Raw genomic sequence first — 24950 nt, forward strand, 5'->3', positions numbered from 1 at the left:
GGCAATTTATCTGTGCGAAAGCGAAGCGACAGCAACATGGTTTTAACTGTGCGAAAGCGAAGCGACAGCAACATGGTTTTAACTGTGCGACAGCAACAACAACAACAACACACGACTGAGTGACCAACATCACGTTGGTCTAAAGCCTCCGGCGGATGTCACGGAATCGGAAAGGAGTTCACAAAGGATGTTAGCCTAAATTCATCGCATCCATGCGATAACGGCAAACTGACCTGCATCGGTAAAAACGCCACGTCTTGTGGCATTACCGAAATGACCGACATCGTGTCTACCCTCGTGCAGGCCTAAGCACAAAGCCGACTCCGGACGCAATTATGCCGAGGCATAATTGATCCGAATTTAGAATTAATAGGAAACAATCTCCATTCGTGATAATTTCATTGAAAGAAAGGTTGTTAGAAATGAGCATTAATGAAGAAATAGAAAGTAGATTTGTTAGGCTGTCGAAGGGACAGCGTAAAGTTGCACAATTTGTTATGAATAACCCTACAGTTGTAATTGGTAACGGAGCAGCAGAAGTTGGTAGACAGGCTAATGTTAGTGAATCGACAGTGATTCGTTTTTGTTATGCGATGGATTTATCGGGCTATGTAGAGCTTCAAGACGAAATTAGAAGCTATTTAATGACTCAAAATGGTAATGCGAGTCTTCAACCTACATATTCTTCAAGTAAGATAAATATTTCGAGTTTTGGTAAGGTAATGCAACGTGATATTCAAAATATTCAAGATACGATTCATTTGATTAATGATACTATGCTTCAAAAAAGTTCAAAATGGATGCACGAAGCAGAGAACATTTATATTTTGGGTACTCGTCAAGCTGCGTCCATTGCAAATTGGTTATCGTATACAATGAAAACGTTACGTCCAAATGTGAAGCAGCTTCGCTCAGAATCCGATGATCTTGTACAGCAAATTAACAGTATGAGTGAGCAAACGACGTTAATTGTTTTTTCATGGGACAAGCATTCAAACGACATTCAAACGATTGTAGAAATTGCTAAGAAGAAAAAGGCTAGAATTATTGCCATTACTGGTTCGGCGTTGTCTTCTATTCGGGAATATACAAGTGCGTTATTTATACTTGGTCTGAAAAAGCAATCTTCATTGGATGTTATTCCAGTTCTGTTTTCTTTTTTACATGCGCTAATTGAGGAAATGGTCAGTCAGGACAAGGCACAATATGAGAAATATCAGCAATCCTATGAACAAGTAGAAAATAATTTGTTATTTTTAGATGCAGTAAGAGAAAAGCAAGTCTTCTAATCATTTTACAACGCTACACATAAAAAAGATGTCCAAATAAGTTTTAGACATCCTTGAAAAAAGCTTATAAAATTTTACTTAAACTATATTCGTTAATAAAGGCATCATTTAATTTAATGGCATTTTGTCGGATACCTTCTTGTTGAAAACCTGATTTTTTGAACAAATTTAAAGCACGATCATTATGCTCCATGACAGATACTTCTAAGCGCGAAATATCTCGCTGTATAGACCAACGTTCTACTGCTTCCATCAGCGCTGAGCCGATTCCTTGTCGCTGATGTTCTTGCTTAACAGCTAGGTGAACTGTTGCAACATGTTTAACTTTAGAATGTTTATATCCATGGATAACGGCATAGCCAGCAAAAATGCCATTTACTATACAACATAAAATCGTACGGTTTTTCAATTGTTTCCAATAGCCCAAATCTTTTCGAAGCTGTTGAACTGTGAGGTCTAATTCGTTTTCCATATTATACATGAAGTCAGTTTGTTGGAAAATTTCTTCTTGTAGATGAATAAATGATCTGGCGTCTGATGCTTCAATTGCTCGAATTATGTATGCAGGTGGGTTATCGTCATTTTTAGAGATATTACTCGTAGTCTTCATTTGTGTACGCGAGAAAGTTACACTTGTACCGAGCTTAACATCAATGACATAATAGCCTGCATTTGTCCATGACAAATAGTGAGAGAGAGGGGGTTTTGTTTTTTTCCACCAGCTCCTATTCAAGTAAGCTGCATTTGGCAAGGCTTGTCCCATAATATTTTCGAGTTCGCTAAATGATAAAGTAATTTCTTGTTGTGAAGCTACTTCAAAATAATTTGCTAAAGGAATATACTTTTTTTCCATCTTCTTTGTCATCGTAATCCCCATTTCCTGTATATCCTAAAAAATATAGACTACCTGATGATAGCATAAAATTACGGTTTCTTAAATACAAAAACACAACTATATATCTATTTATAGTAAAAAATTTTTATAAACTATGCATTTTTATTATTAAATGTTATAAATAGGATGTTTTTAACAGATAAATATATTAAATTTAATAATAACCTATAAATGTTGAAAATAGGTAATGTTTTAGTTGTTACCATAAAGCAGACTTTATCTCTGTTCTAAAGGTGTGCTTTCCCAGGATGTCATACCTTTAGCCTACGTTCCTCTACTGGCTCACTCCAAGAACTTATCTATGACATTTTGATTTCCAATGAGTCTCCGGGTCTTCATTCCAATCAACTCCTATTTATGGCATACATTTTAACTTCTTTCAGCGGATGTCACGGAATCGGAAAGGAGTTCAAGTTCAATTAACCTAAAATCATCGTATCCATGCGATAACGGCTAACTGACCTGCGTCATGTTGTTGCCGCTGCCGCTTCGCTTTCGCGCAGATAAAACCCTTTTGCTGTGGCTACGCTTTCGCACAAAAAGCATCTGTTGCTGTGGCTACGCTTTCGTACAAAAAGCATCTGTTGCTGTGGCTACGCTTTCGCACAAAAAACATCTGCTGCTGTCGCTACGCTTTCGTACAAAAAGCATCTGTTGCTGTCGCTACGCTTTCGTACAAAAAGCATCTGTTGCTGTCGCTACGCTTTCGCACAAAAAACATCTGCTGCTGTCGCTACACTTTCGCGCAAAAAACATCTGCGGCCTAAGCACAAAGCCGATTCTATACGCAATTATGCTTAGTCATAATTGATCAAATAACCCCTCGGGTTTCCCATTTTACGATTAACTAAAATAAGCCTAATTTTAGCTTCTTTTATATATAAGAAAAGTAAGTAATACATGAAGATGTGGTTATCCTAGAATAGTAGATTTTAGTTGTGAATTGGCAATAGATCCTTTATAGATAAACTTTCAATTTATATCATGTTTGCTCATAAGGTATGATAAAATAAAATATAAATGTTATGCCATTTAGGAGGAATAATTTCAATGAGTAAAGTTTTAGTTTTTGGTCATAAAAATCCAGATACAGACACAATTACATCTGCAATTGTATATGCATATTTAAAACAGCAAATTGGTGTTGATGCTGAAGCGGTACGTCTTGGTGAAGTGAATAACGAAACACAATTTGCTTTAGATAAATTTGGCTTTGAGGCACCTCGATTAATTTCATCAGTAGTTGGAGAAGCAGAGAAAGTAATCCTTGTAGACCACAATGAATTCCAGCAATCTGCTGATGGAATTGAAGAAGTACAAATTGCAGAAGTGATTGATCATCACCGTATTGCAAACTTCCAAACGGCTGATCCACTATACTACCGTGCAGAACCTGTAGGCTGTACTGCAACGATTTTAAATAAAATTTTCAAAGAACATGGCGTAGCAGTTCCTGCAAACATTGCAGGTTTAATGCTTTCGGCCATCGTTTCTGATACATTATTATTCAAATCTCCAACTTGCACAGAGCAAGATGTACAAGCTGGTGAGGAGCTAGCGAAAATTGCAGGTGTTGATGCCGCTGAATATGGGTTAGCAATGCTTAAAGCAGGTGCGGATCTTTCAGATAAATCATTAGAAGATCTTTTATCATTAGATGCGAAAGAATTCCAATTCGGTGAATATAAATCTGTAGTAGCCCAAGTAAATGCTGTCGATATTAACGATGTACTTGGCCGCCAAGAGGAATTAGAAAATTTATTAAATAAAAATGTAGCGGGAAATGGTTTAGATTTATTCTTCTTTGTTGTAACGGATATTTTAAACAATGATTCAACAGCTGTTGCAATTGGACAAGTAGCAGAGGCTGCAGCAAAAGGATTTGGCGTAGAGCTTGTAAATAATCGCGTTGTTTTACCGGGTGTTGTATCTCGTAAAAAACAAATCGTTCCAGTTTTAACTGATGCATTGAAATAATGAGAAAGAGGTTGCCCTGAAAAGGCAACCTCTTTTTTATGTTAAGGAAATTATAGATTTTTATGTTGTGGATAACCAAGGGCATAGTTATCGTTTAGGCTAAAGCGCTACATCCTCGAGGTCGCTTCGGTCCCTTGGGCAAAAGTGGTGAAACGCATACTGTTGCCTCGGATTCTCCAGCGCTTGTCGGATGTAAACGGGCGCTTTAGCGCATTTGTTAATCTAGCTTTAAAGGGTGTACGGCAGGACCTTCAAGAACTTCCCCTTTGGCATTAAAGCGAGAGCCGTGACAAGGGCAATCCCAAGTTTCATCGGCTTCATTCCATTTTGTTTTACAGCCTAAATGCGTGCAAGTTGGTGTATTGGCATGTTTCACATAACCTGTGACAAATTCCTTTGCTACAAAGCCTCCTACCTTTAGTATCTGCATAAATTGAGCCCCAAATTTCGTACGTGATGGCGAATAAAGAGGAATTGCGCCATCCTCATTCCCGGCACCTGTTATTAAGGAGGATAGTAGATCTCCTGCTACAAAAGAATTGGAAATTCCCCATTTTCGATAGCCAGTTGCAATGAAAACATTAGGTAAGGACGGTGTAATCCTGCCAACATATGGGACCATATCAGGTGTTTCGATGTCCTGCGCTGACCAGCGATAGATTGAATCCTGATCAAAGTGAGCCTTCATTTCATTTTGAATAGCCTCATAATAGGGCTGGGTATTGGTTGTTTCCCCTGCAATATGATTAGCTCCACCTAATACTAAATAATGCTCACCATTAATGGTAGCTGTTCGAATAGAGCGTGTCGGATTATCTACGCATAAGTATTGACCTTGTAGTGTATCAGTAATTTTACCAGCAACCATATAGGAGCGACTGTTAGAAAGTTTAAAAAGATTTAGTCCTCTAAAGGCTTCGATTGGATAGTGTGAGCATAAAATAAGCTTGTTGTATTGAACCGACATGTCATTTTCGGTATGTAAGCTATTTTGCGGTATGTTCAATTGTTGAACACGGGTATTTGTATAGATTTTTGCGCCCATTGATAATGCTTCTTTTACAAGGAAATTACACACTTCTACAGGGTGTATTTGTGCCTGCTGGGACATGCTAAGTGCTTTTGTAATTGGAAAGGGAAGCTCTGTGTCAGAAGTGATTTTCGCCTTAATATTTAATACTTTATAAGCATTCCATTCTTTTAACAATTGGGCATAGCCTTCTTTTGTTTGGCAATAAAGCAATGAATCTACTTGTTGAATGCTTTCTTTAGGGAGTAACTGTAATGCTTTTTCTACAGCTATTTGGTTGAGCTGATAATAAAGCCGTGCCTCATCTACAGAAAGTTTTTCAATAAGGTTGGCATAAACTAAGCTATGCTGTGCAGTTAATTTTCCTGTTGAATGACCAGTCGTACCATGACCGATATGGGAATTTGCCTCAAGCAAGACTACATCTACACCTGATTTTGCTAAGACATAGGCTGTATATAGTCCCGTCAACCCTCCACCTATAATACATACATCACAAGTTGTTGAAGCAGGTAGAGATGGTAGGGAGACGGGATCAATTGTTCCGAGCCAAAGAGATTGTGTCATACATAACCCTCACATTGTTTTTACGTTCAGTATGTAGATTGATTTGAGAAATTATGCAATGAAGCATAAAAATTGCCTAGTGATTATTACTATCGCTACAATGTAGCAAAAGGAGCGTGTCTAGCTATGAAAATTGAAATCTGGTCAGATTATGTATGTCCGTTTTGTTATATTGGTAAAAAGCAACTAGAGCAAGCAATTCAGGAAACTGGTTTTGCAGGGCAGGTAGAGCTCGTTTATAAAAGCTATCAACTTGACCCAACAACACCTGTGGATACAAATGTGTCTACGTATGAAGCATTGGCGAAAAAGTATGGGATGTCGCTAGAAAAAGCGAAGGAAATGACGAAAGGTGTTGCTGCTCGCGCAAAAGAAGTTGGTCTAGATTATAACTTTGATCATTTAATGGAGGAAAATACATTAAAAGCACATCGTCTAGTAAAATCGGCAGAACAACAAGGGGATGTTACAGCGCTTGTTGAAGCACTATTATACAATTATTTTATTGAAGCAAAACGTATTGGTCAGGATAATGTATTAATCGATATTGCTGAGCAAGTAGGTTTGAATCGTGAAGAAGTTGCAAAGGTTCTTTCAAACGATGATTTTAAAACAGAGGTAGAGGCGGATATACAAGAAGGGCTACAACTGGGCGTACGAGGGGTACCGTTCTTTGTGTTAAATCGTAAGTACGGTATTTCTGGGGCACAACCTCAAGAAGTATTTGAAGAAACTTTACGTAAAGTTGCAGAAGAAGAAGGCTTACAACCAAGATTAAAGATGGTAGGCTCTGAAGATGGTGGAGTTTGTGCCGATGATAGTTGTAAATTTTAATGCTGTTGGAGAAAGGTAAGAAATAATAGAACCGATCTGACTATTACAACATTCGGGTAAGGACCTCGAAAAGGTTGGGTTCTCTTACAGAATACTCTTGAAACACGAAGAAGCTCTGGTAAGTTCATTTCACACTCCAAGCAACCTAACACATATGCTTTAATGGCTCATTACCAAAAGAGGATGGACCTTTGTTAAACGCATATTATGTGGCAAAGTTGATTGGAATGGAGACTGGGCGACTCCTTGGGGATTAGCGGCTCATCGGACGCCCCAGGAAGCTTTGCTCTGTGCGAAAGCGAAGCGTCAGCAACAAAATGTTTTATCTGTGCGAAAGCGAAGCGTCAGCAACAACAAAGCGCCCAGTCGGAATGGAAATCAACCTTACGTTATGGTGTAAATATTTTGAATAAACCGCATTTCAGTCAAAAGTCTGAGTCTACTAGCGTTGACTTTTTCCGCGAAATTTTTTAATATACTTATATATCTTGAATTCGAGATATTAAACTTTGATTTTAAGGGAGAATTTATATAATGAATGTATTAGTAGTAAAAGCAAACAACCGTCCAGATGGTATTTCAACAAAAATGTACGACACATTTATGGAAAATGTACAAGGTGTAGATGTAACGACTTTTGACGTATTCGCAGAAGATATGCCTTATTTCGGTCAAGATCTTTTCAATGCTTTTGGTAAAGTTCAAAACGGTGAAGCGTTAACTGACATTGAATCACGTCTTTTAGCAGCAAAACAAAAAGCTATGGATGCTTTAACTGCAGCTGATGTTGTTGTATTTGCTTTCCCACTTTGGAACTTAACAATCCCAGCGAAATTACAAACTTTCATCGACTATGTATTCCAAGCTGGTTTTACATTTAAATATAATGAAAACGGTCAATTAGAAGGCTTAATGGGTGACAAAAAAGTTGTGATCTTAAATGCTCGTGGTGGTTACTATTCTGCACCTGAAGCACAACCAATGGAAATGTCAGTTAACTATATCAAAAACGTTGTTAGCATGTTCGGTATGGAAATTATCGAAGAAGTTATCATTGAAGGTCATAACGCGTCACAAGATAAAGCGCAAGAAATTATTGCGAATGGCCTAGAAGCGGTTAAAAAAGTAGCTCAATCTTTACAAACTGTAAACGCATAATAAATTATTTTTTAATAAAAGTTCTCTCTAATTTGAGAGAACTTTTTTTTGTTTCTTTCATAGAGGTATGGTAATGGTAAGGAGGTTTGAAATATTGGTATTATGCGCTTATTCTTGATTTACATTTAATAACATCACGTTATGTGAAATGAATATGAAATAATATTAATCCATCATTTTCTAGTAAAGTGTTTTGCTATTCGTTTAAAAATACATACAATTAGGACTATTTGTTCAGTTAATAAAGCAATTAGTATAATATAATAGAAATCGTAGGAAAATATTAGATTTATAGGGAGGTTGTTTCATGAATAAGAAATTAATGACTAAATTCTTGGCAATGTTACTTGTTCTATTCGCAGTGTTACCATTTGGACTATCCGCGAATGCTGCATCAAACGATGTGACACGCGGGGATTACGTGAAAGAATTAGTAAAAAGCTTAAATGTAGAGCTAGGGGATGGTTCCAAAACTGCCTTCACTGACATCTCTAAGGAGTTAGCTCCGTATGTAGAAAAGGCAGTAGAATTGAATCTTATTAAAGGTAAAACGGCGACATTGTTTGGTCCAAATGATAAATTGACACGACAACAAGCATTTGTTATTTCTGCTCGTGGATTAGCCAAAGACAACGCCCCACTTTCTGTACTAGATAAGTTTAAAGATGCAAATCAAATTGCTACAACACATAAGCAAGATTTAGCAAATGCCGTTGCAGCAAACTTATTACAAGGCTTTGAGGATAACACAATTCGTCCTGGTGCCTATGTAACAACGGAGCAAATGCAAAGTATTATTAAACGCTTTGTAGCCGAATACAAATTATCAACATCTACAACTACAGTAGATCTTCAAATATTAGGAACAACAGATATTCATACAAACCTTGCGAATTACAATTATTTCTTAGATGCTGAATCAGCTGACGTAGGTTTAGCAAACACGGCTACATTAATTGAACAGGCTCGTACTGAGAACCCAAATACATTATTATTTGATAACGGTGATTTAATTCAAGGAACGCCACTAGGCTCTTATAAAGCATTAGAGAATCCTTTGAAGCCAGGTGAGGTTCATCCAGCTATTGCAGCACTAAATGCACTGAAATATGATGGAGGAACTTTAGGAAATCACGAGTTCAACTATGGTTTAAAGTTTTTAGATGAAGTATTAAATGATGCAAAATATCCAGTCGTAAATGCAAACACATACGACGCTAAAACAAAAAAGCGTATGTATACACCTTATGTAATTCTTAATAAAGAGGTTGTAGACAAAGCAGGTAAGAAGCACACGCTTAAAGTTGGTGTTACAGGAATTGTACCTACGAAAATTGTCGAGTGGGATGCTATTCATTTAGCAGGCAAAGTAGAAATGCAAGAACCGGTTGAAGCGGTGAAAGAAGTTGTACCAGAAATGCAAAAAGCAGGTGCAGACGTAATTGTAGTACTTTCACATTCAGGTATTGGTGAGGATACTTATGTAAAAGGTAACGAAAACGTTGGATACCAAATTTCTGAGATTAAAGGTGTCGACGCTTTAATTACAGGCCACTCTCATTTAACATTCCCAGGTGACTATAAAAATCTGAAAAATGTCGATCAAGAAAAAGGGACAATCAACGGTGTACCTACTGTAATGGCAGGAAGCTATGGTAGCTATCTTGGAGTCATTGATTTACAACTAGAACAACAAGGCTCTAAATGGGTTGTAAAGGATGGACAAGGTTCTATCCGTTCTATCAAGCAAGAAGGCCTAAAACCATCTAAAACAGTATTAAATGCAATTAAAGAAGCGCATGAAGGTACATTAAAGTATATTCGTCAGCCTGTTGGTGAGACAACTGCACCAATCCATAGCTACTTCTCAATGGTTCAAGATGATCCTTCTATTCAAATTGTGACACAAGCTCAAAAATGGTTTATTGAAAAAGAATTAAAAGGTACTGCTGATGAAAACACACCACTTCTTTCAGCTGGTGCACCTTTCAAAGCAGGCTCTCGTAATAACCCTGCAGATTACACAAACATTCCTGTAGGACCGCTTGCGATTAAAAATATGGCAGACATTTATTTTTATGATAATACTGTTGCAACGATTAAGGTAACAGGTGCACAAGCTATTGAATGGTTAGAAATGGCTGCTGGTATTTTTACAACAATTGATCCAAATCAAACGAAAGAACAAAATATTATTGACCCAGAGGCACGTTCTTACAATTTTGATGTATTAGATGGCTTAACCTATCAAATCGATGTAACATCACCAGCGAAATATGATAGTCGAGGTATTCTACTAGACGAAAAAGCAAATCGTATTAAAAACGTGGAATACAACGGTAAACCAATCGATCTAAAACAAGAATTTATCATCATTTCGAACAATTACCGCGTGGGTGGTTCTTATGGTGCCACATTTAAAAAGGCAGATGGCTCTAACTTAAAAAACTATGCTTATGAAAATCGCCAAGCTGTAATCGACTACATTATGACAAACAAAACAATTAATCCTGCTGCGGATAACAATTGGTCATTTGTACCGTTCCCAGCAAATACAAAAGTTATTTACAACTCTGCAAAGGATGCACAAAAAGTCATTCCTGCAGGCAGCAATATTGAATATTTAGGCGATACAGAAGGCGGCTTTGGTAAATATTTAATTAAGTAATAATGAAATGTTAAAAAGGAGAGTGCGTTGTTAAACGCTGCTCTCCTTTTTTTGTCGCTCAAATGCATGATAACGTGTTCCTTGAAATGTTAATAAGCCAAAGTCATCATCTGCAAGCTGTCCGTAATTACGACCATTCATTTTTAACTTATTTCAGCGGTTGTCCAAACATCCGCTGAAATAAGTTAAAGCCTCCGGCGGATGTCACTGAATCGGAAAGGAGTTCTTTGTGCAAGCACAAAGCCGATTCCGGACGCAATTATGCCAAGGCATAATTGATTTCTAGACGATCGCCACTTTGTACTTCAAACGTGACATAGTACGATGTATGAGCACTGGAGTTACCAGAACCCCCACTAGTATTAGACCGTTTTGTTACGACTTTAGCGGGTACTGTTAATACTGGTTCATTGTTGTTTTTCGACCATTGTAAGACACCTTTAATAATAGTAAATGCTATAAGACCGAACACGATAAAAAACATTATTGAAATAAAAGAATGTGCAAAAGAGAATTCATCAAACCCAACCATAAAAGTCCTCCGATCTACGAAATATTGTGCTTGAAGTTGTTATAAAGGATTTATTTCTAGATCCACCACAACATCAATTACATCACTAATTAAAACACCACCTGTTTTAGGAGAGTGTTATAAACTAAATTCAATCTGTGCCTTAGCATAGAATCCATGTACTTTTTGCGCCCATGGATTTACACTGTTCCCTGTATATACTGTTGTAAATACGATAGGATTCGTTAAATCTCCATGTATAGCAAACTTCTTACCTTCTAATTTCTTAATATATGTAGACGTAAATAAAATTTTTGGATAAATGTCCGCTATACAAGAAGCACATTACGATCAAAGTTTTCCTAGTAACAGCGATTGTGAATGATATTTTTACATCCTCCATTTGTTCAATATCTGACAAGGCTATTTCTGTAGTGTACGATTCAAATACACCATATATTTGGGATATCATCATATGTCGTACAGAAAAGCCAATAGTTGAATGACTAAAATCAAACGTTACTTTGGAAAAGCACCCTAAAACTGATCTTACACGAATGATAAATTAAACAATTCAGATATTCAATGATTTTTTGGGAAAAATGAGGGAATATTACATTGACGCGAGTTTATTTTGTGAATTTTTCAATGAAAGTCAGGTTAGTCGACATAACGTTATAAACGGTAACTTTTCTTTTACAAAGGGGATGCAACAATAGAAGTAGTCATAATAATAAAATCATGTGCATCCATATAGAAGTAAGTGGCCTATTTTTAAATAGTAAGCTACCATGGCTACTCTCTGATCGGGTGGCCATGGCTAATTTTTTATGTCATCATTTGCCTTTATATGATGTTGTGTCAAAAGGAAATGCCGAAGATGAAAACCAACTATAGTTACATTTAGTAATCAAATAATAAATAGTAAATAAATTACCTGTAGTAAATAAGTTACTTCAAATTTACTTTTTAAAAAATAATCGTTACAATAGAGTACATAAGAGGTGAAAAAAATGAGTGAGTCAAATTTATGTCCTCGTTTAGCTAAAGCAATGGATTTAATCGGAAAACGCTGGACAGGGCTGATTTTATATCAATTACTAGATGGACCACAGCGCTTTAACGAGATTGAAACTGCATTACCTGTAAGTGGCCGTTTATTATCCGAACGTTTAAAAGAGCTAGAAAAAGAAGGGCTTGTTGAAAGAAAAGTATATTCAGAGGTACCAGTGCGTGTTGAGTATTCTTTGACGGATAAAGGTTGGGCACTAGAAGGAGCAATCCGCAATATCGAATCGTGGGCAACGAGTTGGCTGTAAAAGTGTGAAGTCTATCTCGAAATTTCTGATGGATAGATAAACATTGGACATATGTAATACTAATGACCATGAATTTTCTTTATCCTATTCATCTTCTCTGCACGGAGAGTCTCGCTACTTGTTAAGGCGAGATAAAAATTACCCTTCATTTTACTTGTCAAATTAGGGTTCTAAATCCATACTAGTGTAGAGTAAGAAGGACGTTAGAAAGGAATTAGCTCTCATGACAAAAGAACAATGGGTGGCGGATTTAGCACAGAGCGTTAATCCAGCCAATATTAAGTTAGATGAATCATTACAGCAATATACTATGACAAAATTAGGCGGTAAAGCGGATGTTTTCGTTCTCGTTGAAACAGAGGAAGAGGCAGCAACAGTTATTCGCTATGCCCATAAGAATAATATACCTTTATTAATGTTAGGTAATGGATCTAATATGGTCGTTCGTGATGGCGGTCATCGAGGGATCGTTGTTACATTTTCATTTTTAGATGAGATTCGCATTAATGGTGACCATGTTTATGCGCAAAGCGGTGCACTTATTAAGGATGTATCGAAACTGGCTGCGGCAGCATCTTTAACAGGTTTTGAATTTGCATGTGGTATCCCAGGCTCAGTTGGTGGAGCGATGGCAATGAATGCAGGTGCATATGGCGGTGAAATTAAGGATATTATTATTTCATCGAAAGTGTTAACAAAAGAAGGCGAAATTTTAATACTATCGAAAGAAGATCTTGAACTTGGTTATCGTAAAAGTATCATTGCCAAGAAGGGCTATTATGTATTATCATCCGAATTTCAGTTAGCAAAAGGTGTGCAGGAAGAAATTGATGCAAAAATTGCTGATTTAACACTTCAGCGAGAATCTAAGCAGCCATTAGAATACCCATCTGCAGGGAGCGTTTTTAAACGCCCGCCTGGTCACTTTGCTGGCAAGCTTATTCAAGATAGTGGCTTACAAGGAAAAGGCGTTGGTGATGCAGAGGTATCAACGAAGCATGCAGGCTTTATTGTTAATAAAGGTAATGCAACGGCTACTGAATATATAGCGACAATTCAAATGGTACAACGAGAAGTTAAAGAAAAGTTTGGCATCGATTTAGAAACAGAAGTAAAAATCGTTGGTGACGACTTATAGGATACTACGCCCTTCGCTAATGGTGGAGGGCGTTTTTTGAGGAGTGAAACAGAAAATGAAGTTTATATCATGGAATGTTAATGGAATTCGAGCATGTTTAGGCAAAGGGTTTTTAGATTTCTTCAATCATGTAGATGCAGATTTTTTCTGTATTCAAGAAACAAAGTGTCAGGCTGAACAAGTGGAGATTTCTCTTGAGGGATATGAGCAATATTGGAATTATGCACAGAAGAAAGGTTATTCAGGTACAGCCATTTTTACAAAACATACCCCGCTTACAGTACGTTATGGCGTTGGTGAGGATGAATCGCAGGATGAGGGAAGAATTATTACACTAGAGTATGAAGATTTTTACTTAGTGAATGTTTATACCCCAAATTCACAGCGTGATTTAGCGAGATTACCTCTTCGTTTAAAATGGGAGGATCGATTAGCGCTATATTTAAAAGAGCTAGATTCCAAGAAACCTATAGTTTACTGTGGTGATTTAAATGTTGCACATATGGAAATTGATTTAAAAAATGCGAAGTCTAATGTCGGTAATTCAGGTTTTACATATGAAGAACGTGAAAAAATGACGGAGCTATTGGCAAGTGGTTTTGTGGATTCATTCCGCTATATGTATCCAGATACGACAGATCACTATACATGGTGGTCTTATATGAATAAAGTACGCGAGCGCAATATTGGATGGCGTATTGACTACTTTATTGTTTCTGAAAGACTAAAGAACAAAATTAATGTGGCAAGCATTCATTCACAGGTTATGGGCAGTGATCATTGCCCAATCGAATTACAGCTTGGTCAGTAATATCTATGAAAATAAAAAGGTCAATTAAAGTAGGGCTCTTCGGCAGAATAAGTGGTTGATTTCCGTTTCGACTGAGCGCTTTGTTGTTGCTATCGCTACGCTTTCGCACAGATAAAACAATTGTTGCTGTCGCTACGCTTTCGCACAGAGCAAAGCTTCCTAGGGGCGTCCGATGAGCCGCTTGGGTATAGTTTTTCAACAACATAAAAAATCGTATTTCTAAAAGGAAATACGATTTTTTTTATACTGCAACGCAATAAATAATCAATTATGCCTCGGCATAATTGTGTCTGGAATCGGCTTTGTTCTTAGGCCTGCACGAGGGGCGACACGATGTCGGTCATTTCGGTAATGCCACAGGACGTGGCGTTTTTACCGATGCAGGTCAGTTAGCCATTATCGCATGGATGCGATGATTTTAGGCTAACATCCTCTGGGAACTCCTTTCCGATTCCATGACATCCGCCGGAGGCTTTGGGCCAACAGATGTTTTTTGTGCGAAAGCGTAGTGCTAACGCAGCGTCAGCAGCACGATGTTGGTCACTCAGGCGTTTTCATAGGATGTGAAGTTCTTAGCCTGAGTTCCTCTATTCCAGCGGCGGTTTGGACACCCGCTGAAAAAAGTTAAATTTCAAACCTTTTAAAAGGATTTGAAAGCGGGTAAAAGAATATATTGCAAAAAGGGGGTTGAGATGTGAGAAAGTTTACATGGAAAAAGTGGCTACTGGCTATAGCAGGATTTTTAGCTGTAGTAGCTATTGTCGCATTTATCGGATTTACATGGTTTATGAATAAATCAAAACCAGTAATTGATGGAGAGCTTTCGCTGAGCGTGCTAGATGAAGATGTAACCGTCAAAAGGGATGACAAGGGGATCCCTCATATTTTTGCTAAGACAGATGCAGATTTGTATCGGGCACAAGGCTATGTTCAAGCACAAGATCGACTGTTTCAAATGGATTTGGCACGAAGACAAGCTAGTGGTCGTTTGTCGGAAATAATCGGTGAGGCAACTATTGATACTGACAAACATTTCCGAACGTTTAGCTTGCGTGATGCAGCTGAAAAATCATTATCTACCTATGATGCAGAAAGTAGACAGGTACTTGAGTGGTTTGCAGATGGCGTCAATGCTTTTATTGCACAGGCTAAGAAAAATAATACATTAAGCTATGAATTTGCATTACTAGGCTATGAACCGGAGGAATGGTCCGTTGTAGACTCTCTTACTATTGGTAAATATATGGCCTATGACTTAGGGGGTAATTGGAATACGCTTGCGTTCCGTCATTGGGCTTTACAAAACTTTGGTGAAGAAAAAGCTAAAGAATTATTTATAAAGTATCCTGAAAACGCTTCATCCATTATCAAGGCAAATAAAGAAAATCCGGTAGCCGTGGCAGGGCATTTTAAGACAGAACTGTTGCCAAATGAATTTAACGGCAGTAATAACTGGGTTGTATCGGGGAAGAAAACAAAAAACGGTACGCCAATTTTAGCAGATGATCCACATTTAGGATTGAGTACACCATCTATTTGGTATCAAATGCATCTACAATCTCCCGAGCAAAATGTGAGTGGCGTAATCTTTGCGGGTGTTCCGGGCATTATTTTAGGCCACAACGATAACATTGCATGGGGTGTAACGAATGTTGGACCTGATGTACAGGATCTATATATTGAAATACCAAATCCGAATAATCCAGCACAGTTCCGCTATGATGGTAAGTGGGAGCAAGCAGAGGTGCGTAATGAACCGATTAAGGTAAAGGACGGCGAAACAGTAGATTTTGAAGTCGTTGTCACACGTCACGGCCCAATCATGACAGATTTAGCTTTTAAAGATACTGAGCCTACAGCACAATTTTCGATGCAGTGGACGGCACTGCAACCAACGACAGAACTACGTGCAGTGCTAGGTTTTAATAAGTCAAAATCCTGGAGTGAATTTGAAAAAGCATTAGAGGATTTTAAGGCACCAGCTCAAAATTTTGTTTTTGCATCAAAGGATGGCACGATTGCCTATAAAGCGAATGGTCAAATTCCGATTCGAAAACAAGGGGATGGGCAATTGCCGGTACCGGGTGATTCTAGTGACTATGGGTGGGAGGGCTTTATTCCGTGGAATGAACTTCCGACTGTAGTAAACCCAGATGAAGGCTTTATTGCAACAGCGAATAATGAAGTTATTGGGGAAGAATATCCTTATCATATAACAGATTTCTGGGCACAGCCTTATCGTTTTGAACGGATTAAGGAAGTTTTAGCGGCGAATGACTCTTTAACAGTGGAAGACATGATGAATTTACAAATGGATCAGCATAACCTATATGCTCGTGAGTTTTTACCATATTTATTAACATCAATAAAAGCACAAGATCAGGATGGGAAATATAAAGATGTTATTAAATTATTAGAGAATTGGGATATGGTAGATGCAAAGGATTCAGGGGCGCCATTAGTGTTCCATACATTAATGGAAAAGTTACAGGAAGTGTTATTTAAGGATCAGATGCCAGATGATATGTATGAATTAATGTATGGGAAATTTAATATTACAGACCAGCTTTTACGTACAGCTTATGCTGGTAAGAATAGCCTATGGATTGATGAGCAGGGTGGAGTAGATGCAACAGTTTACAAGGCGTTAGAGCTCACTGTCGCACAAATAGAAGATCAATTCGGAAAAAACGTATCGAAATGGAAATGGGGTAACTTCCATCAGCTTACCTTTGACCATACATTAGGTAAAGCTTCGCCAATTCTTGCAGCATATTTTAATGCTAAAAAGGTTCCTATTGGTGGTTCAAAGGTTACTGTTCAGGCTGCTGATAATGACTTAGCTGGAAATGTTAATCACGGAGCATCATGGCGCTTTGTTGTAGATGTTGGTGATTTAAGTTCAGCCTATCATATCGTTGGTCCTGGACAGAGTGGACATGTAAAATCTGCTTGGTATCAAGATCAAGTAATGGATTGGGCTAATGGAGATTATCATCAAACGTTTGTGAGAAAAGAAGATATTAAAGGTAAAACGTTGCGCTTAAAAGCACAATAGGATGAGAGGCTATAAGAATCTATAGGTTTTTATATTAAGACAACATGGTTTCTCAGCAAAACGAGTGGTTGATTTCCGTTTCGACTGAGCGCTTTCCTGGGGGCGTCCGATGAGCCGCTTGGGCCAACATGATGTTGGTCACGAAGGCGTTATCACAGGATGTGATGCTTTTAGCCTTCGTTCCCCTATCTGCTCGCTCCAGGGTCTCATCTGTGACGCTGATCCCCGAGGAGTCGCTCAGTCTCCACTCCAATCAACCTCTTAGCATGGCATATTTATCTCCACTTTGTTTAATATGTCACCATAATTTCATTATCACAACAACATGCAAAGTTATCACATTGAAGTGATAGCTTTTTTGCTTTTATATTTATAAGTTAACAATTTAAATAAAGTATTTTTAAATTTGTGATATAAATCATTTACATTCAAATAATCGTTTGAATATGATGGGATATTATGTTATATTGAAAACAATCAAACAAACATTTGAATGAGGTGAGGAAATGCCAAAAGAAGTATGCGAGATAACACAGGTTCATGAAGAATCGGTCATTAAGGTACAACAGCAAATGCCAGATCTATCGGGAGTAGCTAAATTTTTAAAGGCATTATCTGATGAAACAAGACTTAAAATTACGTATGCCTTAACGGTTGAAGATGAATTATGTGTTTGTGATGTTGCCTCTATAATCGGCTCGTCAGTAGCAACAGCATCGCATCATTTACGTTATTTGAAAGATAATAATTTAGCGAAGTCATATCGTAAAGGAAAGCAAATGTATTACTCTTTAGCTGATGAGCATGTGTATCAAATTGTAACGGTTGCCTACGAACATGTGAAAGAGGGGATTGCAAATGGTAGCGACACCAACTAAACAAGAATATAGGTTGCAAAACTTATCCTGTGCCAGCTGTGCAGCAAAGTTCGAAAAAAACGTGAAGGCTATTCCAGAGGTACAGGATGCACAAGTGAATTTTGGTGCTTCTAAAATAACAGTTATTGGTGATATTGATGTTGATCAACTTGAAGAAGCAGGTGCCTTCGATGGCATAAAAATATCCCAATCAACGGCAAGAACAATTGAAAAATCAACACCTTTTTATCGAAAAACAGAAAATGTATTAGCTGGAATCTCTTTGTTATTCGTAGTGCTTGGATATATGTTTGGAACAATGCGTGGTGAAACGGATTCGCTAACTATTGGGATGTTTATTATCGCGATTCTAGTTGGAGGAATTGGGATTTTTAAAACTGGCTTCCGCAATCTAGCACGCTTTGAATTTGATATGAAGACGCTGATGACTATTGCAGTAATAGGTGCAGCCATTATTGGGGAATGGGAAGAAGCGGCCGTTGTTGTCTTTTTATTCGCAGTAAGTGAAGTGCTTGAGGCGTATTCAATGGATAAAGCACGTCAATCGATTCGTCAGCTAATGGATATAGCTCCACCAACAGCGACGATAAAACGTGCACATGGCGAACATTTCCATGAGATGGAGCTGCCTACTGAGAAGATTGAAATTGGTGACATTTTAATCGTTAAACCTGGTCAGAAGATTGCTATGGACGGAATAGTAATTAGTGGATTGTCAGCAGTGAATCAGGCAGCGATTACAGGCGAATCTATTCCGGTCAGTAAAACAGTCGATGACGAAGTATTTGCAGGAACTCTGAATGAAGAAGGGGCCTTAGAGGTTCGTGTGACAAAGCGAGTTGAGGACACAACAATTGCCAAGATCATTCATCTTGTTGAAGAAGCACAGGCAGAAAAAGCACCTTCGCAACAATTCGTTGATCGCTTTGCGAAATACTACACACCTGCAATTATGCTTGTTGCTTTACTTGTAGCGGTTCTACCACCTTTATTTATAGGTGATTGGCAACATTGGATTTACCAAGGATTGGCGGTCCTCGTTGTAGGGTGTCCATGTGCATTAGTCGTGTCTACACCAGTGGCTATTGTTACGGCAATCGGGAACGCTGCTAGACAAGGTGTTCTTATTAAAGGCGGTATTCATTTAGAGCAGCTTGGTCATATTGAAGCAATAGCATTTGATAAAACAGGTACACTTACAAAAGGTCAACCTGCTGTAACGGATATTTTCCCATCGCAGGAGATGTCTGAGGATTATGTTTTACAGCTAGTAGCGGCTGTTGAAAAGCAATCACAGCATCCATTAGCTAAAGCTATTTTGCAGGCATTGCATGAAAAAGATTTGACAGAGTTTATACCAACAGACTTTCAATCCGTAACAGGGAAGGGTGCCTATGCAACGGTCGACGGTCAAACAATCTATGTAGGAAGCTTAAAATGGATAGCTACATTAACGACTGTTGATGAAATGATAAAAGAACAGGTTCATAAACTTCAACAACAGGGTAAAACGGTTGTAGCAGCTGTTAGTAATGATCGGTTTATAGGGATGATTGGTATTGCTGATCAATTACGTCAAGAAAGTAAAGATGTCTTAAATAAATTAAATGGTTTAAAAGTGAAGCATAAAGTTATGCTAACAGGTGATGCAGAACCAACAGCACAGGCAATTGCAACCTCTTTAAATATGACAGATGTGAGAGCAAGTTTATTACCAGCAGAAAAATTAATGGCCATTAAAGATTTACGTGCACAGTTTGGTGCAGTGGCGATGGTAGGAGATGGTGTCAATGATGCACCTGCACTTGCCTCAGCTGATGTTGGTATTGCAATGGGAGGTGCTGGCACGGATGCAGCGCTGGAAACTGCGGATATCGCATTGATGAGCGACGATTTAACGAAACTGCCTTATACAATTGGTTTAAGTAGAAAAACATTACGTATCATTAAAGAGAACATTATATTTGCCCTAGCCCTAAAATTAGTTGCCCTGTTACTTGTTATCCCAGGTTGGCTAACATTATGGATTGCAATCTTTGCAGATATGGGTGCTACACTTCTAGTTGTGTTGAACTCATTACGATTAATCAAATCTAAGAAATGGTAAATAAGATATAATCCAGTGGAAGTGTGTAGAAAAAAAGTCATTCTGAGGAGCTAGTGATATTAATTGATATAGATGTTACTAGCGATTCTTGAAAAAAAACTTTGTTAACGCTATTATGGTTTCAGGAATAATGTAACAATTAAATATAAATGAGGCGAAGGTTTGAATATGTCAGATCCTATTTTAGTAAATGTTACAGAGGAAATTGTACGTGGTTTAGTAAGTTTTCTACTACGAGGACCGGAATATCAAACATTTTGTAAATGTGAAATCTGTGAACTTGACGCAGTGGCACTTACACTGAATGCATTGCCTAGTAAGTATGTTACATCTATGGAATCCCGAGATGAAGCATTTAAAATGATGAATACTCCTGAAAATATCGAACGAATCAATAAAGAGATTATTCATGCATTACATGTGGTAAATAAGTATCCTCGACATAAGGTGGAGCCGACTTCTATATGAAGTTGGCTTTTCACGTTTTTGAAAAACAAAATGGTCAAGGAAATCTTAGTGAATGATGTGATGCATTATATGAGGGTGATTTCCGTTCCAGGCTACTCGCTTTGTCGCTGACGCTTCGCTTTCGCGCAGATAAAACCCTTTTGCTGCCGCTACAATTTCGCACTTTAAACATTTGTTGCTGAAGTTTCGTTTTATCGTTATAAATTAGAATGTCATGCTAGAAGATACATTCTAAGTGAAGTGGTTGATTGTAGTGGAGACTGGGTGACTCCTTGGGGATTAGCGATAGAGGAACGAAGGCTAAGAGCATCACATCCTGTGATAACGCCTTCGTGACCAACATCGGTGCTGCTGACGCTGCGTTAGCACTACGCTTTCGCGCAAAAAACATCTGTTGGCCCGAGACCCTGGAGCGAGCAACGAGAGTGAAGCGGCTCATCGGACGCCCCCAGGAAAGCACCCAGTCGGAACGGAAATCACCCCCTTGCTTTGCCGAAAAGCATACTTTATTTAAAATGATACCTTAATTTCATTGACACAAATTTTCCAACTACATGGGGGCCAACGTATGAAGTTGATTCTTTTTATGTTGCACATGTATTGTTTTTCTGGCATATGTATTTTCAGTTAACTTTTAAGGCAAGCTTGTAGTAAACTAGAGAGTAAGAAAAGGAAAGAGAGGGAATAGGATATGCCAACACCTAGTATGGAGGACCATATCGAACAAATATATTTATTAATCACTAATAAAGGGTATGCTCGTGTGTCTGACATTGCTGAAGCATTATCTGTTCTTCCTTCTTCTGTTACAAAAATGGTTCAAAAATTAGATAAAGATGGTTATTTAGTTTATGAAAAATACCGTGGCCTTACATTGACACCTAAAGGAGAAAAGCTAGGGAAACGTCTTGTACAGCGCCATGAGCTTCTAGAGCAATTTTTGCGAATCATTGGTGTAGATGAAGAGCGAATTTACAATGATGTAGAAGGTATTGAACATCATTTAAGTTGGAATTCAATTGATCGAATTGCGGATCTTGTGCAGGTAATGGAAGAAAATCCGGACATCGCGAAAAAACTAGAGGCATCTAAAACACATCATAACTTTTAACTTCTATCAGCGAATGTTTTTTGTAGCGAAAGCAAAGCGACAGCTACAGATGTTTTTTGTAGCGAAAGCAAAGCGACAGCTACAGATGTTAAAGCCTTCGGCGGATAAGTTTTTTTGCGAAAATGATGGTAAGAGGGAAAGGAAGACAATATGAACGAATTAAAATCAGGTGAAGTTGTTACATTAACTGTATTAGAGCAACAAGCATCGAAATGGATCTTAACAAATGGAGTTGACGAACTGCCTTTAAATGCTTCAGAGGTGACAGAGCCACTTTCAGTAGGTGACCGCCTTGAAGTATTTTTATTTGCGGATCGTCGTGGCGATTTAGCGGCTACAACAGCTATCCCATCTTTCGTACAAGGGGAATATGGCTGGGCTCGTGTTCTAAAAGTAGTCGAGCATGAAGGGGCTTTTGTAGATATCGGTACTTCACGCGAGGTGCTAGTGAAAGCTGAAGATTTACCTGCAATACAAGAACTTTGGCCAGCACCAGGCGACCATTTATTTATGACATTGCGCACAGATCGCAATGGTGATTTATTTGGACGATTGGCAACTGAAGAAAAAATTTTGGAATTATATGAAGGTGCATTTGAAGACATGCACAATAAAAACATTAAGGCACGTCCATATCGTTTATTACCAGTTGGCTCATTTTTATTAGGTGTAGAAGTTCCGTACCGTATTTTTGTCCATGAATCAGAACGTAATGAAGAACCTCGTCTTGGACAAGATGTTGTTGTTCGTATTATTGATGTAAAAGATGAGGGTTCGATGAATGGTTCACTTTTACCACGTAAGCATGAGCGTATTTCAGGTGATGCGCAAAAAATATTAAATTATCTACAAGAGGTAGGGGGAAGAATGCCATTTGGCGATAAATCCTCACCTGATGAAGTTCAAGAAATGTTTAACATGAGTAAAGGTGCATTTAAACGAGCGTTAGGTACACTTATGAAAGCTGGTAAAGTGAAACAGCAGGACGGTTGGACAGAGGAAATTTAACTTCTTTCAGCACATGTTTCATGTAGCGAAAGCATAACGACAGGTACAGAAGTCTCCCACCTCTACAGTTGGTGAGAAGAATGGGTTTTAAGTCACTTTTCAGCGGGTGTCCAAACATCAGCTGAAATAGAGGAACTCAGTCTAAGAACGCCACGTCCTGTGGCATTACCGAAATGACCGACATCGTGTCGGCCCTCGTGCAGGCCTAAGCACAAAGCCGATTCCGGACGCAATTATGTCGAGGCATAATTGATTGTAGGAGACATTCGTCTAACTAAGATAGAATGAACGACTACTAAATAAAATTAAAGAAAATGACGAGAGCCACTTTGAAACCTTCTCGTCTTTTTTTCGTACTAATTATTGTTTACTAATGGATTGGCAAACATTATACAGGCCAAATGAGTTTTCTAACGAAAGGGGTCACACAATTTGAAAAAAATGTGGATAAAAATACTAACTGCGACTATATTAGTGTTTGGCGTGATGGCACCAGCAACAGGTTTTGCAGCTGATAATACGCCACCTAAAGCAATTGATGAAAAATTAGGAGCACCAATCGTCGTATATGGTGCAAACTTATCTGAGGCTGAAAAAGAGTCTGTTAAAAAGTCATTAAAAGTGAACGAAGAGCCTGAAGTTGAAGAAATAACAGTATCAGGTCAAGACTTAGCTAAATATATTAAAGATAGTAATTCAAGTTCTCGTATGTATTCTTCTGCCAAAATTACGCGTAAAAATGCAGGAGAAGGTTTAGTTATTGAAATTGTTACACCATCAAATATTACACAGGTTACGTCTGAAATGTATGCAAATGCCATGCTAACTGCAGGTATTGAAGATGCAACAGTACAGGTGGCTGCACCTAAAGCAGTAACAGGTCATTCAGCGCTTGTGGGAATATACAAAGCATACGAAGTAACAACAGGTGAAAAGCTTGATACTGAGCGTACAGATGTTGCAAATGACGAACTATCAGTAGCAACTACTCTTACGCAATCAGCAGGAGTGGACGATGCCAAGGTTGCAGAGTTACTAACAGAAATCAAAAAAGAAATTGCAGAATCAAAGCCAGCAACTAAAGAAGAGGTTGAAAAGATTGTGCAAGAGCAATTAAACAAGCTTGAAATTAATTTAAGTGATAAGGACCGTCAATTGCTAGTTGATTTGATGAACAAAATTAGTAAACTAGACATTGATTTTGGTAAATGGTCTAAACAATTAGACGATATTAGCAGTACCATTAAAGAAAAATTTGGATCACTAATGGAAGATACAGGATTCTGGGGAAGTGTGAAAAATTTCTTTGTTAATTTAAAGGATACAATCGCATCATGGTTTAGTTAATTCATAGAAAAGAATCTGCAACACTCTCTCCCGATTACTAGAGAAAGTGGCAGATTCTTTTATTTTTCAGGGATGAGACTTTTTTAAGTGCTATCCGCCAGCTTTGTAAAAATATAAAAAGCTATGTTACTATGATAAAAAGGAGTGGTGAGAAATGGAATTTCAATTACAACAGCTAGCGGAACAAAAGTATGCTTTTGTTTATGAGCAAGAAGGGGAAAGATTAGCGGAAATTACATGGCAGCAAAAGGGTCAAGTAATGGTAATGGATCACACATATGTATCAGATAAGCTCCGTGGCCAAGGTGTGGCCAAAAAATTGTTGGATCATGCAGCAACTTATGCACGTGAGCAAGGTTATAAAATGGAAGCGGTTTGCTCGTATGTAGTTGCAGCATTTGAAAAATCTAATGCTTACGATGATGTAAAACAATAAAGTAAAACTTTAATCAGTGGGGGATTTTTTATCCCCAATGATTATTAGTCTTCACCAATCGGGCGTTTACGGGCAGTTTTAATCCCACCTTACTTCTTTAATTTTGCTAATTATATGGTGAAACCTACTGCCTTTTAACTTCTTTCAGTAAATGTTTTTGTAAAACATTTACTGAAAGAAGTTAAAGCCTCCGGGGGATGTCACAGAATCGGAAAGGAGTTCACATAGGATGTTAGCCTAAAGTCAGCGCATCCATGCGATAACGACTAACTGACCTGCATTGTGCCGCTGCCGCTACGCTTTCGCGCAAAAAACATCTGTTGCTGCCGCTACGTTAGCA

Annotated in this window: 27 protein-coding genes; 21 read left to right on the top strand and 6 right to left on the bottom strand. The window is 38.1% G+C overall.

Features of this window, described 5'->3' with window-relative positions; all coding sequences use genetic code 11:
- The first annotated feature begins 422 nt into the window (after positions 1-422).
- On the top strand, positions 423-1289 hold the full coding sequence (locus tag ACFCYJ_RS06980) for a MurR/RpiR family transcriptional regulator (RefSeq protein WP_376072507.1): 867 nt from the start codon (positions 423-425) through the stop codon (positions 1287-1289).
- A gap of 64 nt (positions 1290-1353) precedes the next feature.
- Here ACFCYJ_RS06980 and ACFCYJ_RS06985 read toward each other — a convergent pair whose 3' ends face one another.
- Positions 1354-2154 (bottom strand): GNAT family N-acetyltransferase, encoded by an 801-nt coding sequence (locus tag ACFCYJ_RS06985; protein WP_376072510.1) that lies wholly within the window; start codon positions 2152-2154, stop codon positions 1354-1356.
- A 1080-nt stretch (positions 2155-3234) separates the two neighbouring features.
- Here ACFCYJ_RS06985 and ACFCYJ_RS06990 point away from each other — a divergent pair.
- Positions 3235-4161, top strand: a complete 927-nt coding sequence (locus ACFCYJ_RS06990; protein ID WP_376072513.1) for a manganese-dependent inorganic pyrophosphatase — start codon at positions 3235-3237, stop codon at positions 4159-4161.
- A 217-nt stretch (positions 4162-4378) separates the two neighbouring features.
- Here the strand turns inward: ACFCYJ_RS06990 and ACFCYJ_RS06995 are convergent, their stop codons facing one another.
- Positions 4379-5758: an FAD-dependent oxidoreductase gene (locus ACFCYJ_RS06995; protein WP_376072516.1), complete on the bottom strand. Its 1380-nt coding sequence runs from the start codon at positions 5756-5758 to the stop codon at positions 4379-4381.
- A gap of 126 nt (positions 5759-5884) precedes the next feature.
- Here ACFCYJ_RS06995 and ACFCYJ_RS07000 point away from each other — a divergent pair, with 126 nt between their 5' ends.
- The 4 genes from ACFCYJ_RS07000 to ACFCYJ_RS07015 all read left to right on the top strand — a co-directional run bounded on the left by ACFCYJ_RS07000 (position 5885) and on the right by ACFCYJ_RS07015 (position 10418).
- Positions 5885-6592 carry a DsbA family oxidoreductase gene (locus ACFCYJ_RS07000; protein WP_376072519.1) on the top strand — a complete coding sequence of 236 codons (708 nt, stop codon included), beginning with the start codon at positions 5885-5887 and terminating at the stop codon, positions 6590-6592.
- 246 nt (positions 6593-6838) lie between these two features.
- Positions 6839-7066 carry a hypothetical protein gene (locus ACFCYJ_RS07005; RefSeq protein WP_376072522.1) on the top strand — a complete coding sequence of 76 codons (228 nt, stop codon included), beginning with the start codon at positions 6839-6841 and terminating at the stop codon, positions 7064-7066.
- 60 nt (positions 7067-7126) lie between these two features.
- Entirely contained in the window at positions 7127-7750 is a 624-nt protein-coding gene (locus ACFCYJ_RS07010) for an FMN-dependent NADH-azoreductase (RefSeq protein ID WP_376072525.1), read from the top strand.
- Between the two features lie 307 nt (positions 7751-8057).
- Entirely contained in the window at positions 8058-10418 is a 2361-nt protein-coding gene (locus ACFCYJ_RS07015) for a bifunctional 2',3'-cyclic-nucleotide 2'-phosphodiesterase/3'-nucleotidase (RefSeq protein ID WP_376072527.1), read from the top strand.
- 259 nt (positions 10419-10677) lie between these two features.
- Here the strand turns inward: ACFCYJ_RS07015 and ACFCYJ_RS07020 are convergent, their stop codons facing one another.
- Positions 10678-10950 (bottom strand): DUF2500 domain-containing protein, encoded by a 273-nt coding sequence (locus tag ACFCYJ_RS07020; protein ID WP_376072530.1) that lies wholly within the window; start codon positions 10948-10950, stop codon positions 10678-10680.
- A 265-nt stretch (positions 10951-11215) separates the two neighbouring features.
- The gene (locus ACFCYJ_RS07025; protein WP_376072533.1) at positions 11216-11404 is read right to left on the bottom strand and encodes a hypothetical protein; all 189 of its coding nucleotides are present in this window, start codon (positions 11402-11404) and stop codon (positions 11216-11218) included.
- A gap of 266 nt (positions 11405-11670) precedes the next feature.
- On the opposite strand from ACFCYJ_RS07025, the gene ACFCYJ_RS07030 reads away from it, so the two are divergent.
- The 4 genes from ACFCYJ_RS07030 (at position 11671) to ACFCYJ_RS07045 (ending at position 14197) form a co-directional block, all read left to right on the top strand.
- The gene (locus tag ACFCYJ_RS07030) at positions 11671-11826 is read left to right on the top strand and encodes a hypothetical protein (protein ID WP_376072536.1); all 156 of its coding nucleotides are present in this window, start codon (positions 11671-11673) and stop codon (positions 11824-11826) included.
- A gap of 116 nt (positions 11827-11942) precedes the next feature.
- Positions 11943-12248, top strand: a complete 306-nt coding sequence (locus ACFCYJ_RS07035; RefSeq protein WP_370043822.1) for a winged helix-turn-helix transcriptional regulator — start codon at positions 11943-11945, stop codon at positions 12246-12248.
- 223 nt (positions 12249-12471) lie between these two features.
- The gene (gene murB, locus ACFCYJ_RS07040) at positions 12472-13386 is read left to right on the top strand and encodes a UDP-N-acetylmuramate dehydrogenase (protein ID WP_376072540.1); all 915 of its coding nucleotides are present in this window, start codon (positions 12472-12474) and stop codon (positions 13384-13386) included.
- A 55-nt stretch (positions 13387-13441) separates the two neighbouring features.
- Positions 13442-14197: an exodeoxyribonuclease III gene (locus ACFCYJ_RS07045; RefSeq protein WP_376072543.1), complete on the top strand. Its 756-nt coding sequence runs from the start codon at positions 13442-13444 to the stop codon at positions 14195-14197.
- Here the strand turns inward: ACFCYJ_RS07045 and ACFCYJ_RS07050 are convergent.
- On the bottom strand, positions 14151-14396 hold the full coding sequence (locus ACFCYJ_RS07050) for a hypothetical protein (RefSeq protein ID WP_376072546.1): 246 nt from the start codon (positions 14394-14396) through the stop codon (positions 14151-14153). The genes ACFCYJ_RS07045 and ACFCYJ_RS07050 overlap by 47 nt on opposite strands.
- An 85-nt stretch (positions 14397-14481) precedes the next feature.
- On the opposite strand from ACFCYJ_RS07050, the gene ACFCYJ_RS07055 reads away from it, so the two are divergent.
- The 7 genes from ACFCYJ_RS07055 (at position 14482) to ACFCYJ_RS07085 (ending at position 20708) form a co-directional block, all read left to right on the top strand.
- On the top strand, positions 14482-14613 hold the full coding sequence (locus tag ACFCYJ_RS07055; RefSeq protein WP_376072549.1) for a hypothetical protein: 132 nt from the start codon (positions 14482-14484) through the stop codon (positions 14611-14613).
- 77 nt (positions 14614-14690) lie between these two features.
- Positions 14691-14825, top strand: a complete 135-nt coding sequence (locus ACFCYJ_RS07060; protein WP_376072551.1) for a hypothetical protein — start codon at positions 14691-14693, stop codon at positions 14823-14825.
- A 66-nt stretch (positions 14826-14891) separates the two neighbouring features.
- Entirely contained in the window at positions 14892-17255 is a 2364-nt protein-coding gene (locus ACFCYJ_RS07065) for a penicillin acylase family protein (RefSeq protein WP_376072554.1), read from the top strand.
- 109 nt (positions 17256-17364) lie between these two features.
- Positions 17365-17520, top strand: a complete 156-nt coding sequence (locus tag ACFCYJ_RS07070; RefSeq protein ID WP_376072557.1) for a hypothetical protein — start codon at positions 17365-17367, stop codon at positions 17518-17520.
- Between the two features lie 241 nt (positions 17521-17761).
- The gene (locus tag ACFCYJ_RS07075) at positions 17762-18133 is read left to right on the top strand and encodes an ArsR/SmtB family transcription factor (RefSeq protein WP_376072560.1); all 372 of its coding nucleotides are present in this window, start codon (positions 17762-17764) and stop codon (positions 18131-18133) included.
- Positions 18114-20240 (top strand): heavy metal translocating P-type ATPase, encoded by a 2127-nt coding sequence (locus ACFCYJ_RS07080; RefSeq protein ID WP_376072564.1) that lies wholly within the window; start codon positions 18114-18116, stop codon positions 20238-20240. The genes ACFCYJ_RS07075 and ACFCYJ_RS07080 overlap by 20 nt, the downstream gene beginning before the upstream one ends.
- 168 nt (positions 20241-20408) lie before the next feature.
- Positions 20409-20708, top strand: coding sequence for a late competence development ComFB family protein (locus tag ACFCYJ_RS07085; protein ID WP_376072567.1), 300 nt, complete (start codon positions 20409-20411; stop codon positions 20706-20708).
- A gap of 217 nt (positions 20709-20925) precedes the next feature.
- On the opposite strand, the gene ACFCYJ_RS07090 is transcribed toward ACFCYJ_RS07085, so the two are convergent.
- Entirely contained in the window at positions 20926-21147 is a 222-nt protein-coding gene (locus ACFCYJ_RS07090) for a hypothetical protein (protein ID WP_376072570.1), read from the bottom strand.
- A 252-nt stretch (positions 21148-21399) separates the two neighbouring features.
- On the opposite strand from ACFCYJ_RS07090, the gene mntR reads away from it, so the two are divergent.
- From mntR to ACFCYJ_RS07110, 4 genes are all read left to right on the top strand, one after another.
- The gene (gene mntR, locus ACFCYJ_RS07095) at positions 21400-21819 is read left to right on the top strand and encodes a transcriptional regulator MntR (protein ID WP_079562516.1); all 420 of its coding nucleotides are present in this window, start codon (positions 21400-21402) and stop codon (positions 21817-21819) included.
- Positions 21820-21969: 150 nt separating this feature from the next.
- Positions 21970-22827 (top strand): CvfB family protein, encoded by an 858-nt coding sequence (locus ACFCYJ_RS07100; protein WP_376072574.1) that lies wholly within the window; start codon positions 21970-21972, stop codon positions 22825-22827.
- Between the two features lie 432 nt (positions 22828-23259).
- Entirely contained in the window at positions 23260-24174 is a 915-nt protein-coding gene (locus ACFCYJ_RS07105) for a DUF1002 domain-containing protein (protein WP_376072577.1), read from the top strand.
- A gap of 154 nt (positions 24175-24328) precedes the next feature.
- The gene (locus tag ACFCYJ_RS07110; RefSeq protein ID WP_376072580.1) at positions 24329-24610 is read left to right on the top strand and encodes a GNAT family N-acetyltransferase; all 282 of its coding nucleotides are present in this window, start codon (positions 24329-24331) and stop codon (positions 24608-24610) included.
- Positions 24611-24950 lie beyond the last annotated feature (340 nt).

Origin of the sequence: Lysinibacillus sp. NPDC056232 (genome assembly GCF_042267565.1) — a bacterium.
Lineage (GTDB): Bacteria > Bacillota > Bacilli > Bacillales_A > Planococcaceae > Lysinibacillus.

Bases quoted from the DNA above. Each gene is read 5' to 3' on its own strand.
- ACFCYJ_RS06980 (WP_376072507.1), top strand. From the start codon at position 423: ATGAGCATTAATGAAGAAATAGAAAGTAGATTTGTTAGGCTGTCGAAG.
- ACFCYJ_RS06985 (WP_376072510.1), bottom strand. From the start codon at position 2,154: ATGACAAAGAAGATGGAAAAAAAGTATATTCCTTTAGCAAATTATTTT.
- ACFCYJ_RS06990 (WP_376072513.1), top strand. From the start codon at position 3,235: ATGAGTAAAGTTTTAGTTTTTGGTCATAAAAATCCAGATACAGACACA.
- ACFCYJ_RS06995 (WP_376072516.1), bottom strand. From the start codon at position 5,758: ATGACACAATCTCTTTGGCTCGGAACAATTGATCCCGTCTCCCTACCA.
- ACFCYJ_RS07000 (WP_376072519.1), top strand. From the start codon at position 5,885: ATGAAAATTGAAATCTGGTCAGATTATGTATGTCCGTTTTGTTATATT.
- ACFCYJ_RS07010 (WP_376072525.1), top strand. From the start codon at position 7,127: ATGAATGTATTAGTAGTAAAAGCAAACAACCGTCCAGATGGTATTTCA.
- ACFCYJ_RS07015 (WP_376072527.1), top strand. From the start codon at position 8,058: ATGAATAAGAAATTAATGACTAAATTCTTGGCAATGTTACTTGTTCTA.
- ACFCYJ_RS07020 (WP_376072530.1), bottom strand. From the start codon at position 10,950: ATGGTTGGGTTTGATGAATTCTCTTTTGCACATTCTTTTATTTCAATA.
- ACFCYJ_RS07025 (WP_376072533.1), bottom strand. From the start codon at position 11,404: ATGATGATATCCCAAATATATGGTGTATTTGAATCGTACACTACAGAA.
- ACFCYJ_RS07030 (WP_376072536.1), top strand. From the start codon at position 11,671: ATGTGCATCCATATAGAAGTAAGTGGCCTATTTTTAAATAGTAAGCTA.
- ACFCYJ_RS07035 (WP_370043822.1), top strand. From the start codon at position 11,943: ATGAGTGAGTCAAATTTATGTCCTCGTTTAGCTAAAGCAATGGATTTA.
- murB (WP_376072540.1), top strand. From the start codon at position 12,472: ATGACAAAAGAACAATGGGTGGCGGATTTAGCACAGAGCGTTAATCCA.
- ACFCYJ_RS07045 (WP_376072543.1), top strand. From the start codon at position 13,442: ATGAAGTTTATATCATGGAATGTTAATGGAATTCGAGCATGTTTAGGC.
- ACFCYJ_RS07070 (WP_376072557.1), top strand. From the start codon at position 17,365: ATGAGCCGCTTGGGCCAACATGATGTTGGTCACGAAGGCGTTATCACA.
- ACFCYJ_RS07075 (WP_376072560.1), top strand. From the start codon at position 17,762: ATGCCAAAAGAAGTATGCGAGATAACACAGGTTCATGAAGAATCGGTC.
- ACFCYJ_RS07080 (WP_376072564.1), top strand. From the start codon at position 18,114: ATGGTAGCGACACCAACTAAACAAGAATATAGGTTGCAAAACTTATCC.
- ACFCYJ_RS07085 (WP_376072567.1), top strand. From the start codon at position 20,409: ATGTCAGATCCTATTTTAGTAAATGTTACAGAGGAAATTGTACGTGGT.
- ACFCYJ_RS07090 (WP_376072570.1), bottom strand. From the start codon at position 21,147: ATGAGCCGCTTCACTCTCGTTGCTCGCTCCAGGGTCTCGGGCCAACAG.
- mntR (WP_079562516.1), top strand. From the start codon at position 21,400: ATGCCAACACCTAGTATGGAGGACCATATCGAACAAATATATTTATTA.
- ACFCYJ_RS07100 (WP_376072574.1), top strand. From the start codon at position 21,970: ATGAACGAATTAAAATCAGGTGAAGTTGTTACATTAACTGTATTAGAG.
- ACFCYJ_RS07110 (WP_376072580.1), top strand. From the start codon at position 24,329: ATGGAATTTCAATTACAACAGCTAGCGGAACAAAAGTATGCTTTTGTT.